The organism is Glaciimonas sp. OK215, assembly GCF_057787885.1.
The window spans coordinates 3,803,426-3,829,769 of the sequence record NZ_CM173544.1; the positions used below are offsets into that span (position 1 = coordinate 3,803,426).

The 26,344-nt window shown below is 56.5% G+C and carries 19 protein-coding genes and 1 pseudogene; 5 read left to right on the plus strand and 15 right to left on the minus strand.

The genetic code is table 11. The features are described from left to right. Nucleotides 1-370: 370 nt before the first annotated feature. Nucleotides 371-1,363: pseudogene (locus tag AC3CHX_RS17525) on the plus strand (GlxA family transcriptional regulator); the annotation flags it as partial. A 63-nt stretch (nucleotides 1,364-1,426) separates the two neighbouring features. Here AC3CHX_RS17525 and AC3CHX_RS17530 read toward each other — a convergent pair. The 14 genes from AC3CHX_RS17530 to AC3CHX_RS17595 all read right to left on the minus strand — a co-directional run bounded on the left by AC3CHX_RS17530 (nucleotide 1,427) and on the right by AC3CHX_RS17595 (nucleotide 19,760). Next, on the minus strand, nucleotides 1,427-2,779 hold the full coding sequence (locus tag AC3CHX_RS17530; protein ID WP_488629308.1) for an MFS transporter: 1,353 nt from the start codon (nucleotides 2,777-2,779) through the stop codon (nucleotides 1,427-1,429). Nucleotides 2,780-3,102: 323 nt separating this feature from the next. Continuing rightward, complete coding sequence (gene purU, locus AC3CHX_RS17535) at nucleotides 3,103-3,975, minus strand: formyltetrahydrofolate deformylase (protein WP_488629309.1); 873 nt, start codon at nucleotides 3,973-3,975, stop codon at nucleotides 3,103-3,105. Nucleotides 3,976-4,102: 127 nt separating this feature from the next. Continuing rightward, entirely contained in the window at nucleotides 4,103-4,933 is an 831-nt protein-coding gene (locus AC3CHX_RS17540) for an ABC transporter permease (protein WP_488629310.1), read from the minus strand. A gap of 4 nt (nucleotides 4,934-4,937) precedes the next feature. Further along, on the minus strand, nucleotides 4,938-6,224 hold the full coding sequence (locus tag AC3CHX_RS17545) for an ABC transporter permease (protein ID WP_488629311.1): 1,287 nt from the start codon (nucleotides 6,222-6,224) through the stop codon (nucleotides 4,938-4,940). Nucleotides 6,225-6,302: 78 nt separating this feature from the next. Continuing rightward, on the minus strand, nucleotides 6,303-7,382 hold the full coding sequence (locus AC3CHX_RS17550) for an ABC transporter substrate-binding protein (protein WP_488629312.1): 1,080 nt from the start codon (nucleotides 7,380-7,382) through the stop codon (nucleotides 6,303-6,305). An 84-nt stretch (nucleotides 7,383-7,466) separates the two neighbouring features. Next, nucleotides 7,467-8,609 (minus strand): ABC transporter ATP-binding protein, encoded by a 1,143-nt coding sequence (locus tag AC3CHX_RS17555; protein ID WP_488629313.1) that lies wholly within the window; start codon nucleotides 8,607-8,609, stop codon nucleotides 7,467-7,469. A gap of 96 nt (nucleotides 8,610-8,705) precedes the next feature. After that, nucleotides 8,706-9,914 (minus strand): M24 family metallopeptidase, encoded by a 1,209-nt coding sequence (locus tag AC3CHX_RS17560; protein WP_488644852.1) that lies wholly within the window; start codon nucleotides 9,912-9,914, stop codon nucleotides 8,706-8,708. Between the two features lie 438 nt (nucleotides 9,915-10,352). Then, nucleotides 10,353-11,012 carry a sarcosine oxidase subunit gamma gene (locus AC3CHX_RS17565; RefSeq protein ID WP_488629314.1) on the minus strand — a complete coding sequence of 220 codons (660 nt, stop codon included), beginning with the start codon at nucleotides 11,010-11,012 and terminating at the stop codon, nucleotides 10,353-10,355. Beyond that, nucleotides 11,005-14,013, minus strand: a complete 3,009-nt coding sequence (locus AC3CHX_RS17570) for a sarcosine oxidase subunit alpha (protein WP_488629315.1) — start codon at nucleotides 14,011-14,013, stop codon at nucleotides 11,005-11,007. Before AC3CHX_RS17570 ends, AC3CHX_RS17565 begins: the two co-directional genes overlap by 8 nt. Beyond that, nucleotides 14,010-14,291 (minus strand): sarcosine oxidase subunit delta, encoded by a 282-nt coding sequence (locus tag AC3CHX_RS17575; protein WP_488629316.1) that lies wholly within the window; start codon nucleotides 14,289-14,291, stop codon nucleotides 14,010-14,012. Before AC3CHX_RS17575 ends, AC3CHX_RS17570 begins: the two co-directional genes overlap by 4 nt. 17 nt (nucleotides 14,292-14,308) lie before the next feature. Further along, a complete protein-coding gene (locus AC3CHX_RS17580; RefSeq protein ID WP_488629317.1) occupies nucleotides 14,309-15,559 on the minus strand; it encodes a sarcosine oxidase subunit beta family protein in 1,251 nt (416 codons plus the stop codon). 90 nt (nucleotides 15,560-15,649) lie between these two features. After that, nucleotides 15,650-17,029 (minus strand): L-serine ammonia-lyase, encoded by a 1,380-nt coding sequence (locus AC3CHX_RS17585; RefSeq protein ID WP_488629318.1) that lies wholly within the window; start codon nucleotides 17,027-17,029, stop codon nucleotides 15,650-15,652. A 70-nt stretch (nucleotides 17,030-17,099) separates the two neighbouring features. Continuing rightward, complete coding sequence (glyA, locus tag AC3CHX_RS17590) at nucleotides 17,100-18,353, minus strand: serine hydroxymethyltransferase (RefSeq protein ID WP_488629319.1); 1,254 nt, start codon at nucleotides 18,351-18,353, stop codon at nucleotides 17,100-17,102. 372 nt (nucleotides 18,354-18,725) lie between these two features. Next, nucleotides 18,726-19,760 (minus strand): GlxA family transcriptional regulator, encoded by a 1,035-nt coding sequence (locus tag AC3CHX_RS17595; protein WP_488629320.1) that lies wholly within the window; start codon nucleotides 19,758-19,760, stop codon nucleotides 18,726-18,728. A 271-nt stretch (nucleotides 19,761-20,031) separates the two neighbouring features. Here AC3CHX_RS17595 and AC3CHX_RS17600 point away from each other — a divergent pair, with 271 nt between their 5' ends. Beyond that, nucleotides 20,032-20,496, plus strand: a complete 465-nt coding sequence (locus AC3CHX_RS17600) for a dihydroneopterin aldolase (protein WP_488629321.1) — start codon at nucleotides 20,032-20,034, stop codon at nucleotides 20,494-20,496. A gap of 37 nt (nucleotides 20,497-20,533) precedes the next feature. Here AC3CHX_RS17600 and AC3CHX_RS17605 read toward each other — a convergent pair whose 3' ends face one another. Next, nucleotides 20,534-20,710: a DDE-type integrase/transposase/recombinase gene (locus AC3CHX_RS17605; RefSeq protein ID WP_488629322.1), complete on the minus strand. Its 177-nt coding sequence runs from the start codon at nucleotides 20,708-20,710 to the stop codon at nucleotides 20,534-20,536. Nucleotides 20,711-21,053: 343 nt separating this feature from the next. Between AC3CHX_RS17605 and AC3CHX_RS17610 the strand changes: the two genes are divergently transcribed. From AC3CHX_RS17610 to AC3CHX_RS17620, 3 genes are read left to right on the plus strand one after another with little or no spacing between them, the layout of a single operon-like run. Then, on the plus strand, nucleotides 21,054-21,626 hold the full coding sequence (locus AC3CHX_RS17610; RefSeq protein WP_488629323.1) for a DUF2760 domain-containing protein: 573 nt from the start codon (nucleotides 21,054-21,056) through the stop codon (nucleotides 21,624-21,626). Further along, entirely contained in the window at nucleotides 21,623-23,470 is a 1,848-nt protein-coding gene (locus tag AC3CHX_RS17615; RefSeq protein ID WP_488629324.1) for an Hsp70 family protein, read from the plus strand. Before AC3CHX_RS17610 ends, AC3CHX_RS17615 begins: the two co-directional genes overlap by 4 nt. Nucleotides 23,471-23,475: 5 nt before the next feature. Continuing rightward, nucleotides 23,476-26,331 (plus strand): Hsp70 family protein, encoded by a 2,856-nt coding sequence (locus tag AC3CHX_RS17620; RefSeq protein WP_488629325.1) that lies wholly within the window; start codon nucleotides 23,476-23,478, stop codon nucleotides 26,329-26,331. The last annotated feature ends 13 nt before the right edge of the window (nucleotides 26,332-26,344 follow it).

The following is a 26,344-nucleotide window of genomic DNA, read 5'->3' on the forward strand; positions in this document are numbered from 1 at the left end:
ACCCTTGGGATGAGGCACGAAACTTGATCAGCCTTGGGGCTGAACAACACTACAGCCCGGTGCTCAGACCATGACACCTTGGCATCTGCAAGCATTTCCGTATTCAGATGCCTGCCCGAAGCGGGCATACGCTCTCTAATGCACTCGCCCAGCGATCGATCCAAGAAGCGTAAATGCACTTTCTTGGCACGCGCCCACGCTTTGGAGGTCGAGGCTCACCGACCAAGCCGCCGTCCGGTCCAGTTCTACGTCCCTTCGCCTTACGGTATTACTCATCCCCTTTTTAACCATCACAGGACCTGGCGCCGAGTGCGTGCCGTGATCCGGGACGCGTCAAGCTGACAGGACAAAGTGATGCCCCGCTTATGATTTTTCGGCGCTTAGTCCAAAGCATATTTCCTACAAGACAGGTGGCTATATCACTGCGGCTATTGCGATTGCTATGATGCCTTGGAAAATTCTGGAAAGTACGCAAGGCTATATCTTCACCTGGCTGGTCGGCTATTCAGCCCTTCTGGGTCCGATTGCCGGCATTTTGATTGTCGACTATTTTGTAGTCCACAAAACAAATATGGAGGCTACCCCGAACAAGAGGTTAACGGACCTTGAAGATTTCGACTATATCGTTGTCGTTGGAGGCCTTTTGTACGGAAGGGATGTTTCTCCGGATATCATTTCTTTCTTGAAATTGGCTGCATTATCGAATATCCCTCTCATCGGGGTCTGCACGGGCAGCTTCATTCTCGCCCGGGCAGGATTGATGAAGGGGTATCGGAGTTGCGTCAGTTGGTTTCATCACAATGAATTCGCAAATGAATTTCCGGAACTGTCCGTAAGCTCGGATGAACTGTTTATCGATGAACGTGATCGGCTGACAAGTGCAGGTGGAACAAGCGTCGTGCATTTGGCTGCTTATCTTGTCGAGCGACACTGCGGCAAGGCCGAGGCGGCAAAAGCGCTACGTATCATGATTGAAAAGGCTCCCTTGCCATCAATATCGCCCCAACCGCAGCCGCTGCTGACTGAGGAAACCGACAATATCCGGGTCCGCAAGGCCATGTTGCTCATTGAACGAAATCTTGACACACCTGTTTGTCTTGAACAGATAGGGGAGCACGTGCATATCAGCGTCAGACATCTCGAACGTTTGTTCCATTCGGAGCTCGGCATGAGTCCCTCGGCGTTTGCCATGAAGCTGCGCTTGCGCAACGCCTACAATCTGCTGCTTAATACGAACAGATCAATTATAGATATCGCAATGGCATGCGGATTCTTGAGCAATTCACATTTTTCCAACAGCTTTCGTCGCGCTCATGGAAAAGCACCTTCGCAGGTGCGGACTAAGCTCATAAGCCGAGCCTAGCCTGCGAAGAACCAGCTTTGGCGGATCGTCATCTTTGGGCAACTTCACGTGCCGCGCACCAGTTCACCGATCTGCCAATGGCTTACCAGCCGTCTCCCGACTGGCAAGCATAGCAACAAGCGCGATGAGCGCAGCACCTACCAAATACCAGGCTGGTGCCAGCTTGTTGCCCGTCACCTGAATAAGCCAGGTGGCAATAAAAGGCGCGGTCCCGCCAAAGACTGCATTAGCCAGATTAAAACTCAATGCGAACCCGCTGTACCTGATTTTCGTCGGAAAGATCTCGGATAGAAAACAGGGAAGCGTTCCATCATTCATGGTCAGCATTGCACCGAATGCGATCTGAATCAGGATCATGCCAACGAGGCCGACCGAACTCAAGTGGCTAAACAGCGGCACCGTAAAGGCAATAAAGAAAAGCGATGCCACGACCAGCATGGTCTTCCTGCCAAAACGATCCGATAATTTACCCATCAGGAATATGAGCCCGATATATGCGACCAACGCAATGGTGGTGGCAAGGAACGATTCCGACTCGCTAACATGCAACTCTACCGACAAGTATGTCGGCATGTAGCTGAGGATGGTATAGAACCCTACGGCATTCAGCATGGTGACGCCAAGAGCGATGATGAAAGCACGCCTATGCGTAGTTAACAAGACGGAGACCGGCGCCTTGGTTACCTGATGAGATTGCTCCAGTGCCTTGAACTTCGGCGATTCTTCAAGCTTTACGCGGATATAGCGGCCAATAAGTCCAAGCGGCGCAGCCAGCAGGAAAGGAAGTCTCCAGCCGAATGACTGCATCTGTTCAGCGGACAGCGCGCTATGCATAACAGTAACGAACAGCGATCCCAGCAACAAGCCCGCCGCGGTACTGGCAGGTACGATGCTGGTATAGAAGCCTCGCTTATCGTCTGGTGCGTACTCTGCAAGGAATGCCGATGCGCCGGCATATTCTCCCGAAGCGGAGAATCCCTGCACAAGACGAACGAGCAAGAGCAGCGCCGGAGCCCACAACCCGACCTGCTCGAAAGTCGGCAGGAATGCGATCAAAAATGTCGCCAGCGACATCAAAATGATAGACAGGGAAAGTGCCTGTTTGCGGCCGATTTTGTCTCCGTAATGGCCCCAGATAACGCCTCCGAGGGGACGGACAATAAAAGATAGCGCAAACACCCCAAATGTTGCCAGCAGCCCTGAAACAGGTGACGCTGCGGGGAAAAATACCTTTGTGATGACTGCCGCAAGATAGCCGTAGGAAGCATAGTCGAACCACTCCACAAAATTCCCTATGAAGCTTGCTGTCGCCGCTTTTCTCAGCTCCCTGTTGTTTTGTCCTGCATCTGCCGTCACACGATTTTGGTGCTGGGTCGCTCGCGACCGGACGTCCACGGTTGATCTCGAATTACTCATTTTTACCTGTCTCCTATAGTGATTAAATTAGGCTTGTGCGATTCAACCGGAATTTTTTCACTTGAAAGTGAGATGCCGGTTAATTGATCTCTGAAGGACCTTGTTGAATATTTGGGGCTTCACTTCCCCCCAAAAAGTCTCGCGTAAGCTCAGAATATGCAGTCTTGCCTGGTCTTTTTGATACGGCTAACGGTAGCCGCCCATGTGTTCGTATGCATTCATCCTTAAAACCCATTCTAGGAGGAAAAAAATGTGCATTTTTCCTGATATCGACGGAGGTTTGCGCAGATTCGACATCGCCATACGTCTCGCTATACAACCCGTCACCGCAACACCACCGTCCTGTTGCCATTAAGAAAAATACGGCGCTCCACCTGGAACTTCACGGCACGGGACAGCGCCAGACATTCCATGTCGCGACCTGTTGCCAATAACTGATCCGGATCGCAGGCATGGTCTACGCGCTCCACCACCTGTTCGATAATAGGCCCTTCATCCAGATCGGTAGTGACATAGTGCGCGGTCGCGCCAATCAGTTTGACGCCCCTGGCGTACGCTTGATGGTAGGGCTTGGATCCTTTGAACCCTGGCAAGAATGAATGATGAATGTTGATGGCCCGACCTCTTAGCGTCGCGCTCAATTCAGGCGACAGAATCTGCATATAGCGCGCCAGCACGACCAGATCAGAACGCGTTTTTTCAACAATGGCGAGTAAGCGCTGTTCCTGCCCAGCCTTGGTGTCCGGCGTGATCGGTAGATGGTGAAACGGAATGCCGTGCGCTGACGCAATCGGCTCCAGCTCCGGATGATTCGAGACAATGGCGGCGATGTCGATCTTGAGCTCGCCGATACGCCAGCGATAAATCAAGTCGTTCAGGCAATGATCGAATCTGGATACCAGAATCAGGACGCGGGACCGCACCGCAGCATCACGCATGGCCCATTCCATGCCGAACCGATTGCTGATCGCCTGAAAATCCTCTTGCATCTGTTCCAGCGGCAAGGCGTCGCCCGAAGCGGCATGAAATACGCAACGGACAAAAAAGGACTGGTTGATACTGTCGTCGAATACTGCGATTTCCTCGATATAGCAACCCCGCGCTTCGAGAAACCCGGTGATGGCCGCGACCTGTCCAGGGGCGCTGGGACACGATAAAGTGAGAATGTATTTTGGTGCAGAACTAACTGAAGACATGATGGATATTCCTGGTTGGAAAAACAGGCGCAAAGCGTTGCACCCTTGCTTTTCGCGAATTTTCAAATATGACAGAGCACACCGCTGGTGTGCGTGCTCAACGCACACCATGCCAACGCATGCGGCATTAGCTACGTATGCCGCGGATGCGCTCGTTGCGACGACGCAGCATCTCCAGGGTTATCAGCAGCAGCACCGAGAAGATGGTCAATAAGGTCGCCACCGCAAGTATGGTGGGGTTCAATTCTTCCCGTATCCCGGTCCACATCTGGCGTGGAATAGTACGCTGCTCAATACCGCCGACAAACATCACCACCACGACTTCATCGAATGAAGTCCCGAACGCAAACAATGCGCCGGAAATCATCCCTGGCAAGACCAGTGGCAGCGTGACTCTAAAAAAAGTGTAGACAGGACCGGCGCCCAGGCTTGCCGCTGCCAGCACTAACCGTTTGTCAAAACCGACCAGCGTGGCGGACACCGTAATGACGACGAACGGTGTACCCAGTGCAGCATGCGCAAGGATCAGTCCGAGCAGGTTATTCGTCAGTCCGATTTTGGAATAGAAGAAGTACATGCCGACCGCAGTGATGACAATCGGTACGATCATCGGCGAGGCCAACAGTGCCATGAGCAATCCCTTGTATGGCAAGTCGCGCTTGCTCAGGCCCAACGCAGCAATAGTGCCCAATGTGGTGGCCAGAATCGTCGCGAAAAAGCCAATGATCAGACTATTCTTCATCGATAACAGCCACAGCGGATTGTGAAAAATTTCCTGATACCAACGCATGCTGAAGCCTGGCATCGGATAGCTGAAATAAGGTTCCGCGTTGAAAGACAACGGGATGACGATCAGGACTGGAAGTATCAAATACAGCAGAATCAGGCCGCAAACGAGGCGGAAAACATAGTGCCAGGCCCTGCCGAGCAGTCCTACATAAGGCGGTAAAGCGGTCATGATTTCACCCCAATTTCATCGCGTTGACGCCAACCAGGCGGTTGTAGATAAGGTACAGCCCCATCACGCCTGCCAGCAGCAAGCCGCCAAGCGCTGAGGCCAATCCCCAGTTGAGCGAGCGGTTGACGTGGTCGGCAATGAAGTAACTCGCCATCTGATCGTTCGGCCCTCCCACCAGCGCAGGCGTGATGTAGTAGCCGAGCGCCAGAATGAAGACCAGCAGGCCGCCCGCCCCGATACCGGGTACGGTTTGCGGGACGTACACCCGCCAAAATGCGCGCACAGGATTCGCCCCCAGAGAACGCGCCGCCCTGACATACACAGGCGAAATGTTTTTCATCACGCTGTAGAGGGACAAAATCATGAAGGGCAGCAAGATCTGCGTCATCGTCACGACGACGCCAAACCGATTGAAGATGAGCTGGACGCGATGATCGATCAGGCCGACGTGGATCAGAAAGTCGTTCAACAGCCCATTACTCTGCAGTATCACGACCCATGCGGTCGTTCGCACCAGCAGCGAGGTCCAGAACGGCAGCAATACCATGATCATCAGGAGGTTGCTGGTCTTTGCCGGCAAGCTGGTCAACAAATAGGCAATTGGATAGCCTAACAGCAGGCACAACGCCGTGACCACCACACTCAACCAGATCGTGCGGCCGAACACATCCACGTAAAGTCGCAAATCCTCGGGCTGGCGCGCAACTGATCCGGCGGCATCGTAGCGGAGGTCCAGAGCGTCCAGATAGTAACCGAGCGTATACGGGTTGCCATAGTGCTGGATCAACGTCCAGGTCTCCGGCTTCGCCCAGCTCTGATTGAGCGCCAGAAATCTGTCCTTCCACGGCCCGGTTTCGGCTTGGTCGATCTTGCGCGCCGTATGCATGATGAGCGTGCGCATGCCGTCGCTTTCATAGTTCAAACGGGTAGCCAGCTTGCTTACGCTCCCATCCTGGGCACCACGCTTCAACTCCCCAGCGAAGGTTGCGTAGAGCGCTTCCGGCACCATCGGTCCGGTCTTGTAGTCCCATGACTTCAGGGCCGCCATGGTCTTCGGAATAGTCTCTGCCACCGCCGGATTGTCGACGCTCTGAAACAGCATCAAGCCGATCGGTGCGAGAAACGTGATGAAAATAAACAGCAGGAGCGGCAAAATCAATCCGTAGGCCTTCAGACGGCCCATCCGTTCAGCCTGACGCAGCTTCGTCTTCAACGAGCTGCCGACGCCCGCTGCGACCCCGGGTCGTCTGTCCGCCTGCTCCATGACGAGGGGCACGCTCACCTTTTCCATGATGCTATCCGATCGAAAATTTTCCTAGAAATCTGAGTACGGCTACCGAGGACTTACCGTCGACAGTAGCCGCATGCATTACTTCGACAGCCAGGCCGCGAACTTCTGGTTGATTTCGTCACCGTGGTCAGCCCACCATTCGGCGTTGCTGACAAGATATTTCACGGAATTTTGCGGTGCCGTCGGCAGGTATGGAAGGATCTTCGGATCGATCAGCTTCATCGCAGATTTGCGCACCGGTCCGTAGGGTACATATTTGGTCTGGTCAGCCAATGCTTGCGAACTGGTGGCGAAACGCAGATAGTCGCGGGCTGCCGCCAGGTGCTTGGTCCCTTTAAGAATGGCATACAAATCCATGACCCGGACGTTGCTGTCCCACATCATGGCAAAGGGCTTGTTCTCGTTGGTAATGGCATCGTAAATGCGCCCGTGGTAAGCGGATGTCATGACGACTTCCTTGTCCGCAAGCAGTTGCGGGGCTTGTGCACCGGCCTGCCACCAGACTACGCTGGACTTGATGGTGTCGAGTTTCTTGAAAGCCCGCTCCAGTCCCTTAGGTGTATCAAGCACTTCATATACCTTGTCTGCCGGCACGCCATCGGCCATCAAGGCCCATTCGATATTGACTTGCGGCTCCTTCTTCATTCCGCGTTTGCCCGGAAACTTCTGGAGATCGAAGAAATCCTGAATGGTCTTGGGTGCGCCGGATCTGTATTTGCCCTTGTCATAAGCAATGATATTCGACCAGACGATGGTACCCACAGCGCACTTTTGCAGTGCGCCGTCGATGAAATCCCTGGATGCCGGCGTACCGTCCGGCGCCGGCGCCAGTTTCGAGACGTCGACGTGCTCGAACAGTCCTTCATCGCAACCGCGCAATTGTTCAGCGAGCTCGACATCCATCGCATCCCACGTCACGTTGCCGGTTTTTACCTGCGCCCTGACTTGCGCCAGGCCGCCGTTATAGTCCTCCGACAGCACCGTGTTTCCGGTTTTGTTCATGAAGGGCTTTTGCTGCGCCTCGATCTGGCTCTTGCCATAGGCGCCGCCAAACGAGGTAACGGTGATTGTTTCTGCCGCCGAGAGATTGGCTGCCGAGAGAGCAGCAACAAACGGCACGGATAAAAATAAAATATTCAGCCTGCGAACGGTAATCATGAATCGTCTCCTGGGATTGTTAAAGTCAATACCTCTGTAGATACATTTAGTGCGATTGGAGTCTGATGGCTCTCTTGTTGTAATTCAGTGCGCCGGCAACTGTTCCGTATGCAAGTCGTGCGGCAGATCAAGCGCCCGACAGTCCTCGGCATGCCAACCGATTTTGATGGTCTCGCCAACTGCCAGGTGCTTATGCGCTTTGGCGTTCGGAACCTTGATGATGAAATTCTCCATTCCACAAATATTTACCCTGGTACGGATGTGATCGCCCAGGTAGATAAATTCCTTTACCGTGCCATGGAAAATATTGGGGTAACTGCCATCCGGCGGATTGATCATGACGCGCTCCGGTCGCAGCGACAGCATCGTGCTGCTACCGACAGCCATATTGGAGACAGGAAGCGCCCGGATTATTCCAGAGCCGTTTACTGCAACATCACAGCTGCTGCCACTGATATTTTTTACAGTGCCGACCAGGCGGTTATTCTCACCAATGAAACCGGCTACAAACGCATTGGTTGGATACTCATAGAGGTCTTCCGGTGAGGCCAGCTGCTGAATCACGCCGTCGTTGAACACCGCAACTCTGTCGGACATGGTGAGAGCTTCACCCTGGTCGTGCGTCACATACACGACTGTCACTCCCAACGCATTGTGAATGCGCTTGATTTCGTACTGCATCTGTTCGCGCAGTTGCTTGTCAAGCGCACCGAGCGGTTCGTCCATGAGTATCAGTTTGGGTTCGAACACCAATGCCCGGGCAACGGCTACACGCTGTTGCTGACCGCCGGAAAGCTGCGCCGGCCGGCGCGCCGCGAATCCGCGCAAACCCACCATATCGAGTGCCGCCAGCACCTTGCGCTCACTGTCCGATTTGGAAATTCTGCGGACATTCAGCGGAAATGCCAGGTTCTCTGCAATGGTCATGTGAGGGAACAAAGCGTAGTTCTGGAACACCATACCGATGTTCCGCTTTTCCGGTGCAATTCTGTTGATCGGCGAACCGTCCAAAAAAATCTCGCCGTTGGTCGCTGTCTCGAATCCCGCCAGCATCATCAGGGTGGTCGTTTTGCCGGAACCAGAGGGGCCCAGCATGGTCAGGAACTCGCCTTTCGCAATGTCGAGATTGAGATTCTTTACTACCAAAGTGTCGCCGTCGTACGTCTTTTGCACATTTTCAAAACGTACGTACGACCTGCTACTTGCAGCCTTGGATTTCTGGTCCATTTGATTCATCCTTTTGGCCCAACGAATTGCGGGCGTTCACCGTATATGCGCCCCATATCACAAACATGGAGCAGGACGCAAGCAACGCCCGCCTTCTCAATTTTTGACGATGTTATGCTCCGGCCCGAATGGGAACTTCGTGATGTTTTCCGCGCCTTCTTTGTTGACGATCAAGATGTCATGCTCGCGGTAACCACCCGCTCCCGGTTGACCTTCGGGGATCATGATCATCGGTTCAATCGACACCACCATATTTGGTTGCAGCACAGTGTCGATGTCCTCGCGCAACTCCAGCCCTGCTTCACGTCCGTAGTAGTGCGACAGCGTGCCGAACGAATGTCCATAGCCGAAGGTGCGATATTGCAGCAAACCATGTTCATGGAAAATCTCATTCAACTCGGCGGCGATATCGGAGCAGCGGGTGCCGGGCTTGATCAGCTTGAGCCCGGCCTCATGGACTTTGACGTTGACTTCCCACATCCGTAGATGCGCATCCGAGCATTCCTCGGCAAACAAGGTCCGCTCCAGCGCGGTGTAATAACCGGCGATCATCGGGAAGCAATTCAGGCTGAGAATATCTCCCTTCCGGATTTTTCTCGATGTCACAGGGTTGTGAGCGCCGTCGGTATTGATGCCGGACTGGAACCAGGTCCAGGTATCCATCAATTCGGCATCAGGATAAGTCCGCGCGATTTCCCGCACCATCGCCTGGGTTGAGGCGAGCGCCACCTCGTGTTCCGGCACGCCGACGCCGATCGCGTCGCGGCATGCGGCACCGCCGATATCAGCAATACGCGCACCATTGCGGATGACGTCGATCTCTTCGTCCGACTTGATCATGCGCATCGCCATGCAGGCCTTCGCCACGTCGACGATGTCGGCATCCGGCAATGCATGCTTGAGCTTCTGCATATTTTCTGCCGTGATGTGATCGAATTCGACCCCTACCCGGCTGCGGCCCGCAACCAGCGACTTCACTGCATGAAAATAATTGTCGCGTTGCCAGTCGGTATACACGATGTTGTCGCCGAAACTGCGGCGCTGCGGTTGGCCGCCGTCGATGTTGGCACTAATGGTGGTGTGCTTGTCCTGCGTGACCACCAGACCGTAAAAGCGACCGAACGAACAGTAGACGAAGTCAGCGTAATAATTAATGTTGTGATACGAGGTAAACAACACCGCATCGATGTTTTCCCTGGCCATGTGCTGACGCAGTCTGGTCACCCGGCTTTGCATTTCCGCATTGGAGAAAGTCGGACGGACCCTGTTCCCGTTCGGAATCGTAATGATCCTGGTGCTTCTCATCAATTCCGCCGCACTACCTGCAGTCGCCGTATTCGTCGTTTTGCTCACTACTGACATAGTCATCTCCATTTAATAAAAGAAAATAAAAGCCTTCGGTTGAAGCTATAGTAGGCTTCTCATCCAATTTATTTTTTTCAATCCCGACAGTAACTTGACTGAATCCGAAGAGCTTTTGGCGGAGTCATTTCGGGGTTGACGCATGGCTTTTATCAGGCCGGAAGCGCTGATTTTTTTGGGAATGGAAGGTAAGGGAACTTGCTGCCGGCGTACTGATGAAAAACGTTGCGGAATTCAGGAGGGCTACAATGATGTCGACGGACTGCTATTGATGCGGCATCAGGACAGCAATTCTTATCCACCTGGTCAAGCAGGCGGATAAGAAGCAAGCGTCACTGGTACCGAAATGAAGGGCTAGAGGAAATGTCCGTGCCGGCCGTGTCAGGCGCTTAACCTTACAGTTGCGAGAAGCTGCGATGGACCGGTATTTCGCCGCTTGATCACCGCCAGTCCGTATTCTTCCGACGCATCTTCCAGCCATAACCAGAGATAATCGGCGAAACTCCGACGGGCTATCAGCTCAAAGGTTGGCTCTGCATCGATTTGACGAATGAGAATCGGCGCCTTGGCCAGATGCGATTGCGCGCAACGGCCAGGACCGAACTCCCGCGGATGTAAATCCAGAGGACAACCCTTGGCCAATAAGTCGCGTGCATTTTGTCCGCTCAAGGTAATGACGGTTTGCCCGCCGCCGACTTCTGTAACGGCGAAGAATTGTCCATGCAGCGCTTTGCGCAAGCCCGCTGCGAGCAATCCTTCCTGCTCACCGGGCGCCACGATCAACCACTCGTTCGGCCCAAGCCAGAGCGCGTAGTTCTCCCGCTCACCCGCAACAGTATTTGACTCCAGAGGCAATTCGAATCCCAATACTCCCGTTGCGGCCGCAAGGAAATCAGAAGCAGACGGATCGCCGCGCAAGTTGATGTGAGCGCAAAATGCACGCTCCCAGACTTTCACCCCTGCTGCCATGGGTGCCGGCGTCGTGCGCTGCTCCAGGCAAAAACGTGCCAGCGGGCTTTCTTTCAATATTGACTTAGACATTTTGTCGTGCTCCTTCAGGATCGATGAAAACCGGGCTTGCGATCATTGCCTTAATCACCCGGCCATTTTCCAGCGGAATCAGTACCGTTTCGCCCAGCCGCTTCAGTCCGCCCTTGACCAGCGCCATCGCAATAGAGCGCCCCAGGCACGCACTGTAATAACTCGACGTGACGTGCCCGAGCATGGGGATAGGTATGGCGACCGTTGCGTCCATGACTATCTGCCCGCCTTCCGGCAAAACCTCCATTGGGTCTTCCGTCAACAGCCCTACCAACTGTTTGCGACCTTCTCGCGCGGTATCGGAGCGGATAAGTGAACGCCTGCCGATAAAATCCTTCCCCTTGGCAACGATCCACTCCATATCCAGATCGATCGGCGTAACAGAGCCATCGGTATCCTGACCGACAATGATGAAGCCTTTTTCTGCGCGCAACACGTGCATGGTCTCCGTGCCGTAGGGTGTAATGTCGTACTGTGCGCCGGCCACCATCACGGCTTCCCATACGTGACGGCCATAGTTCGCGTCGATGTTGATTTCGTAGGCAAGCTCGCCTGAAAAACTGATGCGCATGACACGTGCAGCGACTCCCGCCACGGTCCCTTCCTGGTAAGACATGAAGGGAAACGACGCCGACGAAAAATCAATATCGCTGCATACGCTCTGCAATACCTTGCGGCTGTTCGGTCCGACCACCGCCATCGTTGCCCAGTGGTCGGTCACCGATGTCAGATGCACCTTCAGATGCGGCCATTCGGTTTGCAACCAGCGCTCGAGCCAGGACATCACCCGCGCCGCGCCGCCGGTGGTGGTGGTCATGACAAAGTGATGCGCGTTTAAACGGACGGTGACGCCATCGTCCATTACCATACCGTTTTCATCCAGCATCAAGCCATAGCGACAGCGCCCGATACCCAGCTTGCTCCATGCGTTGGTGTAAACCCAATTCAGAAAAGTGGCGGCATCCGGTCCCTGAATATCGATTTTTCCCAGCGTCGAGGCATCCATGATGCCGACGCTTTTACGGGTCGCGACACACTCCCGGTTGACGGCATCGTGAATGCTCTCTCCCTCTTTCGGGTAATACCATGGCCGCTTCCATTGCCCCACATTCTCGAATAATGCACCCTGTTGCTCGTGCCACTGATGCATGGCGGTTTTACGAACAGGATCGAACAGATCGCCCAGGTCGGTGCCCGCAATGGCGCCGAACGTCACCGGCGTGTAATTGGGCCGGAAAGTCGTCGTCCCGGTAGTCGGAATATCCTGCCCCAGCGTCTGCGCCAGAATCCCCATGCCGTTGATATTTCCCAGTTTCCCCTGATCGGTACCGAAACCGAGCGCGGTATACCGCTTTACGTGTTCCACCGAGCGATAGCCCTCACGCGCCGCCAGGACAATATCGGAGGCGCCGACATCATTTTGCAGATCCACGAATTGTTTGGGCACGCGTCCGATCGATTTGGGAGCAGGCACTACCCAAAGCGCTTTTATCGGTTCTTCGTCGATACGCTTCGCAACAGGAACTTTGCTCACTACCCCGGTACCGAAGCCGGCCAAACGCGCTGCTTCCGCACCATAGACGCTGCCTTCGCTGAGGCAGTCGGCTAGTCCAAAGCTGCCATTGCACGCTCCCACCGAGGACTCCGGCTGCACCGAAGTGCCCGGCACGAAACAGGCCTTGGCGTCGTCAAAGCGTGCCTTCCCGCCAGATTGCGCGTGCAAATGCACCACCGGACTCCAGCCGCCAGATACAGCGAGCAGATCGCACGCAATATCGTTGGCAGAACCAATCACTCCATCACCATTGGTGTTGAGTGCCATTACCTTGATACTTTTTAAACGCTTACTGCCGCTGGCATCGGTGATCACCGAGTTGGCCATGATTTTGATACCGCGTTTGCGTGCCAAGCCCGGCAAGAAACCAGACGGGCTGGTCCGGGCATCGACGATCGCGGCAACAGTAATACCTGCATCGGCGAGATCCAATGCCGTCTGATATGCGCTGTCGTTATTGGTGAAAATCACCGCTTGTGATCCTGCGGTCACCGCATAGCGATTTACGTAGGCCGACACGGCAGAAGCCAACATGATGCCGGGCCGGTCATTGTTGCTGAACACCAATGGGCGCTCGGTTGCACCAGTTGCCAGCACAACCTGTTTTGCCCGCACCCTCCAGAGTCGTTCACGCGGCCCCTTGCGCTGTTGCAACGGCAGGTGGTCGGTAAGACGTTCGTCGATGGTGAGAAAATTATGATCGTGATAGCCAAACACGGTGCTGCGGTTCAGGATACGAACTTCCTTCATGCCTTCCAGCTCGGCCACTGCAGTCGCTATCCAGGCATCGGCAACCTGGCTGTCGATCACATTACGGCTACCAAGCAGGCTGCCACCCAACTCATTTTTTTCGTCAGCCAGAATCACCCGTGCACCGGTTCTTCCCGCCGCAAGCGCCGCTGCCAGACCAGCCGGACCTGCGCCGGCAATGAGAACATCGCAATGGTCGTCCATCTTGCTATAGCAAGATGGATCTTGTTCCCTAGGTGCCTCGCCAAGGCCGGATGCCTTACGGATGAAATGCTCATACTTCTTCCAGAAGCTCTTCGGCCACATAAATGTTTTGTAGTAAAAGCCGGCTGGCATGAAGCGCGAAAACATTCCGGTCAGTGACATCAAATCAAAATCCACGCTAGGCCAGCAATTGACGCTGTTGGCGCTAAGCCCTTCGTACAGCTCAAGTTCAGTGGCGCGTGCATTCGGCACGGTATGGGCGCCAGTTTCCAGCTGCAGCAACGCGTTCGGCTCTTCTACGCCGCAACTGACGATACCGCGCGGACGATGATACTTCCAGCTGCGCCCAACCACGGAAACGCCGTTCGCCAATAACGCCGACGCCACGGTGTCGCCCCTATACCCCTGATACTGTTTACCGTTGAACAGGAAATTGACTGGCTTGGCGCGGTCGATGCGTCCACCGCTCCCGATGCGATTATTCTGGCTCATTGCTGGTCTCCGGGAATAGTTTCACCCACTTTATAAATTCTATTTATTTGATAAGTCAGCGTGTTGCGTTCAACGTTAAACCAGCGGCGGCAACCGTAAGCATGCATCCATTGCTCCCGGTGAAGACCGCGCGGATTTTTACGCATAAACAGGTAATCGCCCCACTGCTCATCCGTCAGTGCATCGGTATCGATAGGCCTCGTGATGTGCGCCTCGCCACCGTAGGAAAACTCAGTCTCTTCTCGCGGTCCGCACCAGGGACAGGTAATTTTCAACATATTCGATCTTCCTTGGGTTAGTGGGCTACGCCTGCGGCGCCGTGTTCGTCGATGAGATGCCCGTTGGAAAAACGCTCCAGTGAGAATGCCGCATTCAGCGCATGCGGCCGATTCTGCGCAATGGTGTGGGCAAACACCCAGCCTGAGCCTGGCGTTGCCTTGAAGCCACCAGTGCCCCAGCCGCAATTGAAATACAGGCCTTTCACCGGGGTAAGACCGATAATCGGACAAGCGTCAGGACACACATCGACGATCCCGCCCCACTGCCGGTTCATGCGCACCCGGCTAAATATCGGAAACAGTTCCATGATGGCCTGGGTAGCGTGTTCAATGACATGAAAGCTGCCGCGCTGGCCGTACCCGGTATACGCATCAATGCCTGCACCGATGACCAGGTCGCCCTTGTCGGTCTGGCTAATGTAGCCATGCACCGCATTCGACATAATCACTGAATTCAATACCGGCTTCACCGGTTCCGACACAAAAGCCTGCAACGGATGGCTTTCGATAGGAAGTCGCAAGTCGGCCATGGCGGCCAACACGCTCGAGCTGCCAGCTGTGACCACGCCGACCTTCTTGCTGCGAATGAAGCCTTTGGTGGTTTCCACGCCGATCACCTCGCCGCCATCGCGCCGGATACCGGTGACTTCGCATTTCTGAATGATGTCTACCCCGTACGAGTCCGCCCCGCGCGCGAATCCCCATGCCACGGCGTCGTGGCGCGCCGACCCGCCCCGGCGCTGAAGTGATGCGCCAAGAATCGGATAGCGCGCGTTCGGTGAAATGTTGATGAGGGGCTCAAACTCCTTAACCTGCTGCGCATTCAATACCTCGCCATCGACCCCATTCAGGCGATTGGCATTGACCCGTCGCGTAATATCGCGCATGTCCTGCAGGCTGTGCCCGAGATTGAGCACACCGCGTTGACTGAACATGACGTTGTAGTTGAGATCCTGAGACAGGCCTTCCCACAACTTCATTGATTTTTCATACAAGTGCGTGGCCTCGTCCCAGAGATAATTGGAACGCACGATGGTGGTATTTCTACCGGTGTTGCCGCCGCCTATCCAGCCCTTCTCGATAACCGCAACGTTCGTGATGCCGTGTACCTTAGCCAGGTAGTAGGCAGTGGCAAGGCCATGGCCCCCACCACCGATGATGATGACATCGTATTCCCGCTTCGGCTCCGGGCTACGCCATGCCGCCTGCCAGTTCTCGTGGTAGCTGAGCGCATTGCGCACCAGACTGAATATTGAATATTTTTTCATGATACCGTCTACCTCCTGTTTTCCCGCAGTGTTGCTTGTTTTGATGCGACTCGTTGAAACGACATGCTTGCCGCGCATTTGCTTGCGTCACTAGCACTCAATGACGTTTACAGCCAGTCCGCCACGTGAAGTTTCTTTATATTTCAGTTTCATATCGGCTCCTGTGTCGCGCATCGTTTTGATTACCTTGTCAAGCGACACAAAATGTTTGCCATCCCCTCTCAAAGCAATCCGCGCCGCATTGATTGCCTTCACCGAGCCCATGGCATTACGTTCGATACAGGGCACCTGAACCAGGCCGCCGACCGGATCGCATGTCAGTCCCAGGTTGTGCTCCATACCGATTTCAGCGGCATTCTCTACCTGCTCTACCGTCCCTCCCAACACTTCGGCCAAGCCACCGGCGGCCATCGAACACGCGACCCCGACTTCGCCCTGGCAGCCGACTTCAGCACCGGAAATGGATGCATTTTCTTTGTACAAAATGCCGATAGCTGCAGCGGTGAGGAGAAAGCGGACCACGCCATCTTCGTTGGCGCCGGGAACAAAGCGCGTGTAGTAATGCAGGACCGCCGGAATTATTCCTGCGGCACCGTTGGTGGGTGCCGTGACGACCCGGCCGCCAGCCGCATTCTCCTCATTGACAGCCAATGCGTACAGGTTGACCCAATCCAGAGTCGTCAACGGGTCACGCAGACTCATCTCCGGCTGACTCGCCAATTTGCGGTACAACTCGGTAGCACGACGGCGTACCTTGAGGCCGCCGGGCAAAACACCCTCGACTTCGCAGCCACGCTTTACGCAAGCCTGCATGGTCCGCCATATGTTGATGAGGCCATTCCGAATTTCACTCTCTGAGCGCCATGCCTTTTCGTTTTCCAGCATCAGCTGGCTAATCGAAAATTTATGCTCCTGGCATAGCGCGAGTATTTCCGAGCCGCTTTTGAATGGGTAAGGCAACTGCGTATCGTCTTCCTTGAGAACGTCGGCCTCTGCCGCCTCTTTATTGACGACGAAACCGCCACCGACTGAATAATAGATTTTGCTGTATAGCTCGACGCCGTCCGCATCCTCGGCGCTAAAGGACATGCCGTTCGGGTGATAAGGCAACGACCTGCGCCGATGAAAAATCAAATGCTCGGCCTCGACAAAATTTATCTTGTGCGTATTCAGAATGGTCAGCGTCTTCAGCTCTCGAATACTCGCCAGACGATCCTCGATACAATCCGGATCGATCGTGTCCGGCGCTTCGCCTTCCAGCCCAAGCATCACGGCCTTATTGCTGCCATGCCCCTTTCCGGTCGCGCCGAGAGAACCGAATAATTCCGCCCGGATGGCGACGGTTTGATCAAGCAGACCTTGATCACGCAGCCCTGTGGCAAACAGCAGCGCTGCGCGCATTGGACCTACGGTGTGGGAACTCGATGGGCCGATGCCGATCTTGAACAATTCAAATACGCTGATGGCCATTTTCAACAACTCCTACTGATAACCTGGACTGTGCAACGAACAAAGCTTTTGTTAAACGACCTGCTGAGCCTTAACGCGCGTACACGGGAAATCTGGCGCAAAGCCCCTTGACTTGCTCGCGCACGCGTTGAATCACGTCATGGTTGTCGACATCATCGAGCACATCGCACATCCACCCGGTCATTTGACTGGCCTGCTCTTCCTTAAAGCCGCGTGTCGTAATGGCCGGAGAGCCGATGCGAATGCCGCTGGTAACGAATGGCGATTGCGGGTCATTCGGCACCGCGTTCTTGTTGACCGTAATGTGCGCTGCGCCCAACGCAGCATCAGCGGCCTTGCCGGTGATGCCCTTGTCAATCAGATCCACCAGGAACAGGTGGTCGTCGGTGCCGCCGGAGACGATGCGGTAGCCGCGATGGATAAATACCGCCGCCATCGCGCGGGCGTTCGCCTGCACCTGTTCTTGATATACCTTGAAGTCCGGTTGCAGGGCCTCTAAAAATGCCACCGCCTTGGCGGCAATTACATGCATTAGCGGGCCGCCTTGGGTACCAGGAAACACCATGGAACTGATTTTTTTCTCAATCTCTGGGTTGGCACGCCCGAGTATCAGACCGCCGCGTGGTCCGCGTAACGTTTTATGCGTGGTGGTCGTCACGATGTCGGCAAACGGCATCGGGCTCGGATAGATGCCGGCGGCCACAAGTCCCGCCACGTGCGCCATATCCACCATCAGGTAGGCTCCCACCTTGTCGGCGATCTCGCGAAAGCGCGCAAAATCGAGAACGCGCGAGTAGGCGGAGAAGCCGGCAATAATCATGCGTGGTTTATGCTCGATGGCGAGTCGCTCGACAGCGTCATAGTCGATCAGATCCTGATCGTTGAGGCCGTACTGCACGGCGTTGTAAATCTTGCCTGAGAAACTTACTTTGGCACCATGGGTGAGGTGTCCTCCATGCGCCAGACTCATCCCCAAAATCGTGTCGCCGGGCTGCAGCAGGGCCATGTAAACCGCAGCATTGGCCTGGGAGCCGGAATGCGGCTGGACGTTCGCCCAATCGGCGCCAAACAGCTGTCTGGCACGATCAATAGCCAGTTGCTCCACTACATCGACATGTTCGCAACCGCCGTAATAGCGCTTGCCTGGATAGCCTTCCGCGTATTTGTTGGTCAGCCCCGTTCCCTGCGCCTGCATGACGCGCGGACTGGTGTAATTTTCTGAAGCGATAAGTTCAATGTGCTCCTCTTGCCGCTTCTCCTCAGCTTGAATGGCGCGCCATAATTCTTCGTCGAATCCTTGTATCTGATCTCGTTTAGAAAACATTTATCTCTCCATGTAGATGTCTCAATTCACTGAAGCTAACTCAGCCGCTGTACTTGAATGAGATTCTAGGTGGAGCACAAAACCGGTTTTGCTCAGATCCGACATTGCATTGCATGAATTCGCCGATCTGCGTTCACAGGCGTCGGCGACATACGAAAGAGGAGCGAAAACCGACTAAAAAGTCAGTGAGGCTGACCAATTAACGCAATATGGAAATTTCCTGCCGGCTGCACTGACGGGGCACAAAAGAACTGCACCCTCGCGAAAACGTACGATGGCGCAGTCTGATTGCATCTGAAAGTCACCTGAAATTTCTTGGGATGGCGGATCCTGACAGGAGCCGATTCCTGATCTGCCACACAGGCGTAGCATTCACAACGAGCCGAGGCGGCGCTCCTTGCCGGGAGGTATGCCAAAGAATTCGCTGTAGCGTCTTGTAAAGTGCGCTACAGATGCGAACCCGCACAAATCTGCCACGTCAATAATCGACTGTTCAGTACGCAAGAGTAATTGGCGCGCACGCACCAGGCGCAACTCAAGATAATAGCTCCCTGGCGTGCATTGGAGATGCTCATGGAACAAGCGCTCAAGTTGCCGGCCGGACAATCCGACATAATTCGCCAACTCATCTACGGTGAGCGGTTCTTCCAGATTGCTCTCCATCAGCGCCACTGCCTCAGACAATTTCGGCTGGCCGGTACCGACCTTTTGGCGTAACGGAATACGCTGCATATCACTGGTCGTACGGATGCGTTCACAAACCAGTAGTTCGGCTACGGCAGCGGCTAACTCCTTGCCACCAGGCTGACCGGCAATCAAGGTAATCATCATGTCAATCGGCGCGACGCCGCCGCTGCAGGTATAGCGGTCACGATCCAGCTCAAATATTTTCCCGGAGACAACAATGCCCTGAAACTCATCGACCAGGCTGTCTGTATCCTCCCAGTGAATCGTGCACCGGTATCCCGCCAACAATCCGGCTCTGGCCAGCAAATGACTTCCCGTACAAATCCCTCCCAATGGGATGTGCTGATGACTTAGCTTGCGCAGCCAGGCGATGAGCGCCTGATCCCCGGTTAACGGAATAGGATTGGGGCCGCACACAAATAATGCATCCAGGACCGGCGCATTTTCCGTCGAGCAATCAGGCAGAATTTGCACGCCGTTACTTGCCGGGACCGGCTTGCCATCAGAGGTAATGGTCAGCCATTGATAGCGCGTGGTTCGCGCCACCATATTCGCCATGCGCAGGGGCTCGGTCGCGGACGCAAATCCAATCAAAGTAAAATTTGGGACTAACAGGAAACCAAACCGGTATTGCTTTTCCTTGCCATCACCACTCTTTTTAACTTTTTGTTTAACTTGACGCGCAACCCTTTCTTCCGATTCCGGTGCATCTATTGGCATTATTTCATCCCCTCTTCATTTCCTGGCAACTGCCAAAATCAGGCTAATCGATTGTATTCCGGCGGATGCTTTAAAACCAGAGGCCGACAACAATTCGCTGTTCGGCTTCTACCGCCTTCTTCACATGCCATTCTGAAAACAGAAAGACTATTCGGATTTGGGCAATTTACTGTCGGGACTGAAAAAAAAAGATTGAGCAAGAACGCTACCATGGGTACCACGCGCAATAGCTTTTACGCCCCCTTCTTATCCACTTGCGGAAGAGCAAATAATGAGCACACGAGTCATTCCCTGGACCATCGAGATTTCCAATCTGGCGACCAAGCTGCGGGTTGGCATTTGGGATCATGAACGCGAGTTCCAGCCGATACGCGTCGATCTTTCGATCCGGGCCATCACTTCGGTAGCCCCGCAATCAATCGAAGACTGCCTGGACTATCAGCCAATTTGTCACTGGATAACAGACGAGTGGCCTAAACAGGTACACACGCCGTTGCTGGAGACCAAGTTGTGCGAATTAATGCATTTCGTCTTTGCCTTCGATGCACGCATCGAATGGATAGACGCCGCTATTTCAAAACCCAAGGCGATTGCCGAAGCGCGTGGCGTCGGGGTGAGGATGGCGATAGCACGTGGCGACCACGAATCGGCATTTGGTTCTCAAGAATCATCTGTCAATGAAAATAGTAGTTATTGTCATTCTGTTGCAAGTGTGTTGGCGCCGATGCGCCATTGACCCACCTGCCGGGATTCCGTTGACCCAGCCGGCATTGTCAACTTGCCGAAACGAAAAGTCGACGTTGGGAAGTCGAGGTCGAGTTGCGCAGTCCTTTGAGCAGTTTGCGAAAGAAGCGCTTGGCCGCCTGCCGGTTGCGCCGGCTTTGCACGAGCGCATCGAGCGTTTTGCCGTCCTGGTCCACAGGATTTTTCCAGGAAAAAATTCTAGCCATAAATCTTCAGGTACAATCCAAATTTTTGCAGCGCACCATTTTCGGCGACCAGCATGAAATGTGTAATTGAACCTCTGGAGAATCTCATGTTTTCGAATCTGGCGGGCCGCACTGCGGCCCGTTTTCATTTGTTTCCAAACTCACCATGCGTCATAAGCACTGGCAGTGACATGATAAAAAGTTTTCTCGCAGCCTCTTGATCTGATCGCAACGCAGCGACTGGCGGTGCCGGAACACCCCTCCCTGCCGGCGCTCACAGGGTAGCTGACTCAAAAAAAAGGATATTAGCTATGTGCAAACTCCCCCTAACCGGCGCAAAGGCCGGAGAATTCAGGAGCAATTGATGACTAACTCGAACACCCCCAAAAACAACGCGAAGCCATCCTTCTTACGCAGGATTCCTCTTGCCTTCGGCGCGTTCTTCGGCACCCTTTCCGATGCCGGATTTGCTGCGCGCATCCAGGACTTACGGCAAGATCCGCCTCAGGTCACACCGCAAGAACCACCGAAACCCGTCCCGCGCCCGCTGAAGGAAGCGCACCCCGACGCAGCGCTGCAGCTGCTCGGGCTGCTGCAGCGGGACGCGCGCCTGATCGATTTCACCGAGGAGAATCTGGCGGGCTATTCCGACGCCGACATTGGCGCCGCCGCCCGCGTGGTGCATGAAGGTTGCGGCAAGGTGCTGCGCGAATATTTCGTGATCGAGCCGGTGCGCCAGGAGGCTGAAGGCAGCCGCATCACCTTGGCCGACGGTTTCGATGTCGCTGCCATCCGGCTCACCGGCAACGTAGTTGGCCAGTCGCCGTTTTCGGGCAGCATCAGCCACCGCGGCTGGCGCGCCACCGCGGTCCGGCTGCCCAAACTGGCCGAAGGTCACGACGCAGCAATACTCGCGCCAGCCGAGGTGGAATTATGAGCGAGCCGCGTTTTGCCATCGGCATCGACCTCGGCACCACGCACTGCGCGCTTGCCTATGTCAATATCGCTGACTCCGACGGTGAAAAAACCAGCCACGGCGTTCTCGATGTCCCGCAACTGACCGCCCCGGGCGAGGTCGAGCAGCCGGCGCTGCTGCCGTCCTTTCTCTACCTGCCTCACGCCGCCGAACTGGCGCCGGGCGAACTGGGCCTGCCGTGGTGCGACGAGCAAGACTATGCCGTCGGCGAACTGGCGCGCAGCAGGGGCGCGACGACGCCAATACGGCTGGTATCCAGCGCAAAAAGCTGGCTTTGTCATCCCGGTGTGGATCGCCGGGCGGCGATCCTGCCCAACGATGCCCCGGCGGAAGTGGCACGCGTGTCGCCGCTCGAAGCCTCCATCCGCTATCTGGCACATCTGCGCCAGGCATGGGACCATGCCCATCCCGAGGCACCGTTCATCGAACAGGATATTACCGTCACCATTCCCGCCTCGTTCGATCCCGCGGCGCGCGAGCTAACGGCCGAAGCGGCCAGAGCAGCCGGTTATGACTCCGTGACCTTACTCGAAGAACCTCAGGCCGCGTTATACAACTGGATACAGACGAGCCAGGGCCGCTGGCGCAAAGAGGTCAAGCCGGGCGACATCATCCTGGTGGTTGATGTCGGCGGCGGCACCAGCGATTTTTCCCTGATTGCCGTGGTCGAGCGTGACGGCAACCTGGAACTGCACCGGGTGGCCGTCGGCGATCACATCCTGTTGGGCGGCGATAATATGGACCTGGCACTGGCCCATGTCGTAGCACGGAAACTTGCTGCCGATGGGACCCAGCTCGACCCGTGGCAATTGCGGGCGCTGACGTATGCCTGCCGCGCGGCCAAGGAAAACCTCCTGAGCGATCCGGCGCTCCAGGCACTTCCGATAGTCGTCGCCAGCCGCGGCTCCAAACTTATCGGTGGCTCGATACGCACTGAATTAACACGGGAGGAAGTCACCGCGACCATCCTGGAGGGGTTTTTCCCGCAGGTGGAAGCGTCGGTTCGCCCGCTCGGCCGGGCTCGCGGCGGCCTGACCCGCCTGGGTCTGCCGTATGCGCAGGATGCCGCCATCACCCGCCATCTTGCCGCCTTCCTCGGGCGCCAGGTGGCGGCGACCGCCGAGCTCGAAGGCTTCGCCGGCAAACAGGGTCCCGACGCCAGTTTTCTCCATCCCACCGCCGTGCTGTTCAACGGCGGCGTTTTCAAGTCCGACATCCTGGTCGAACGAACCCTGGCCACGGTCAATGGCTGGCTCAGCGCCGAAAGTGCCGCTCCGGCACGCATGCTGGCCGGAGCGGACCTGGATCTGGCGGTGGCGCGTGGCGCCGCCTATTACAGCTATGTCCGTCGGGGCAGCGGCGTGCGCATACGCGGCGGTACTGCCCGCGCCTACTATGTCGCGGTGGAATCGTCCATGCCCGCCGTGCCGGGAATGGCGCCGCCGATACAGGCGCTGTGCGTCGCCTCGTTCGGCATGGAAGAAGGAACGGAGATGGAACTTGCGACCCAGGATTTTGGCCTGGTGGTCGGCGAACCGGTGTATCTGCGCTTCTTCGGCTCATCGGTGCGACGCCAGGATCAGGTCGGTACCATGCTCGACTTCTGGCAACCAGACGAGCTGCAGGAACTGGATGAGATCCGAGCCACGCTGCCGCCCGAAGGCCGCCAGCCGGGCGAAGTCGTGCAGGTGAAACTGCACGCCAAAGCCACCGAAGCGGGCACGCTGGAACTGGTGGCCGTTTCCCGCAGCGGCGGCGAGCGCTGGAACGTGGAGTTCGACGTGCGCGGCAACGGCCAGATCTGAAGGCGATGAACCAATACATCGTCGGCATCGACCTCGGCACAACCAATACGGCCGTCGCTTATGCGGACGTAGTCGCGGCGCCCGGCAGCAAAGATATTCGGCTATTTGAAATTGAGCAGCTCGTAGCCCCCGGCCAGGTCAGCACAGGCAGCCTGCTCCCATCCTTGCGCTACCACGCCGCTTCTGGCGAGATGGCCGAGGGCGAACTCCAGCTTCCTTGGCCGCAAGCCGATGTGGCCGGACTGGAACAGGTAGTGATAGGTCGTCTGGCGCGCAAACTGGGGGCGCAAGTCCCCGGTCGGCTGGTGGCCAGCGCCAAGAGCTGGCTATCGCACGCGGCAGTAGACCGGTTGGCGCCCATACTGCCTTGGGGCGCCCAAGCCGAGGTCGGCAAGGTGTCGCCGGTTGCGGCCAGCGCCAGCTATCTGGCCTACGTGCGCGCGGCGTGGAACGCGCGTTTTCCACAACATCCACTGGAACAGCAAGAGGTGGTGCTGACCGTCCCGGCCTCGTTCGACGAGGGTGCGCGCGCGCTGACACTGGCGGCGGCACGCCAGGCCGGGTTACCGCATCTGCGCCTGCTGGAAGAACCGCAGGCGGTGCTCTACGACTGGCTGTTTCGCCACCGGCAAACGCTGGCCGCGGAACTGTCGCAAACCCGGCTGGTGCTGGTCTGCGACGTCGGCGGCGGCACCACCGACCTCAGCCTGATTAAGGTGGACATGCACGAAGGCCAGCCACAATTGACCCGAATTGGCGTCGGCAATCATTTGATGCTTGGCGGTGACAACATGGACCTGGCATTGGCGCATTTGGTCGAAGCGCGCATGACTGCCGCGGCTGGGCCTGCGGCCACGCGGCTATCCGCAATCGGGTTGTCCCAACTCATTGAGCGTTGCCGCGCAGCCAAGGAACTACTACTGACGGCGGGGGCGCCGGAGCGGACCACGGTGACGCTGCTGGGCACGGGCGCCCGACTGGTCGGCAGCGCCCGGTCGGTCGAGTTGACGCGGGAAGAAGTGGAGCGCATCACCGTGGATGGCTTTTTCCCAATGGTCGGCCCGGAGGAACAGGCAAGGCACCGGCGCGGCGGCATCGTTGAGTTTGGGCTGCCCTATGCCAGCGATCCGGCCATCACGCGTCACCTCGCCAGCTTTCTGCACCAGCACGCCGCGGCAGCGCGCCAGGCTTTGGGTTCTGGCAAAGCAGCGGTCCCTGACACTTTGCTGCTCAACGGCGGCGTGTTCCGTGCCGACGCGTTAGCCAGGCGGCTGGCAGATACGCTGGACACGTGGCGTGGCGAGCCGCTTCGGCTTTTGCACAACGAAAATCCGGACGTCGCCGTGGCCCGTGGCGCAGTGGCTTACGGGTTAGCGCGCCGGGGACATGCACCAAAAATCGGCGGAGGCTCGCCGCGCAGCTACTTCCTGGTCGTGGATGAGGAAGGCGGCAAGAATCGCGGCCAATCCCGGCGTGGCATCTGCATTTTGCCGCGTGGCAGCGAGCAAGGCCGCGAAATCCTGCTCACAGATCAAACCTTCGCGTTACGTCTTGGACAGCCGGTGCGCTTTCACTTGGTTTCCTCGACGGCGCAGTCCGGCAACGACCCGCCCCGCCTGGGCGAATTGGTCGATGTCGACGGTCGCGACTTCGTCGGTCTGCCGCCGATCGCAATCGTGCTGCAAGCAGGGATGGCGGGCAGCCGGCGGGAAGTTCCGGTACGGCTGGCGACGGCGCTGACCGAAGTCGGCACTCTCGAGATGCACTGCGTCGGCGCGGCTGACCCTGACCAGCGCTGGCTGCTGGAATTCCAGTTGCGTGGCGAAAACCCGGCATCCTTGAACGCTGAGGAAATCAAAAAGGAAGGTGCGCTGCCACCACGCTTCGCCGAAGCAGTCGAGAAAATCGACCGCATCTTTGGTACCCGCGGGCAGAAGGTGGCGCCGAAAGAAGTCAGGCAACTCAGACTGCAACTCGAGCAACTGCTCGGCAGCCGCGAGCGCTGGCATACACCGCTGTTGCGCCAGCTGTTCGACACGCTATGGCAATGCATGCGCGGCCGCCGGCGCTCTGCCGATCACGAACGTCTATGGTTGAATCTTGCCGGTTATTGCCTGCGCCCGGGATTTGGCTATCCGCTCGACGACTGGCGAATCACGCAACTCTGGTCGCTGTTCGAACCCGGCGTCCAGCATGTCAATGACAACCATGTCTGCACGGAATGGTGGACGCTGTGGCGCCGCGTCGCAGGCGGACTGGACCGGCAAGCGCAATTGCGCCTGCTCGACGATTTCGCATTCAACCTGCAAGAGGACGCCGCGGTACTCCTGGAACGCCCGGCGACGCTGGTCAAGGGCAGTTACGACGACATGCTGCGGCTGGGGGCATCGCTGGAACGCATCCCGGTGGAATACAAGATCGAAATCGGCACATGGCTGCAGGGCCGTATCAGAAAGTCGACCATGGTAGCTGACAAGGTGGCTGGCATGGATAGCCGGAACCTGTGGGCTATCGGCCGCGTCGGCGCGCGCCAGCCGTTCTACGGAAGTGCACACGACGTGGTGCCGCCAGACATTGTGGCCGGTTGGCTGGCAATCCTCCTTGCGCTCGACTGGAAACGGGTCGAACCGGCGGCGTTTGCCGCGGCGCACCTGGCGCGTATGACCGGCGACCGATCGCGCGATTTGCCGGCCGAGTTGCGCGACCAGGTTATCCGGCGACTGGCGATCATGAAGGCCGCGCCTTCCTGGATCACTATGGTGCGCCAGGTCGTGCAACTGGACGAGGCCAACGAACGGCGCGTGCTGGGCGAGTCACTGCCGCCAGGCCTGAAACTGATTGTGTGCGAAGCACGGTTATGAATTTTCAGTTCTG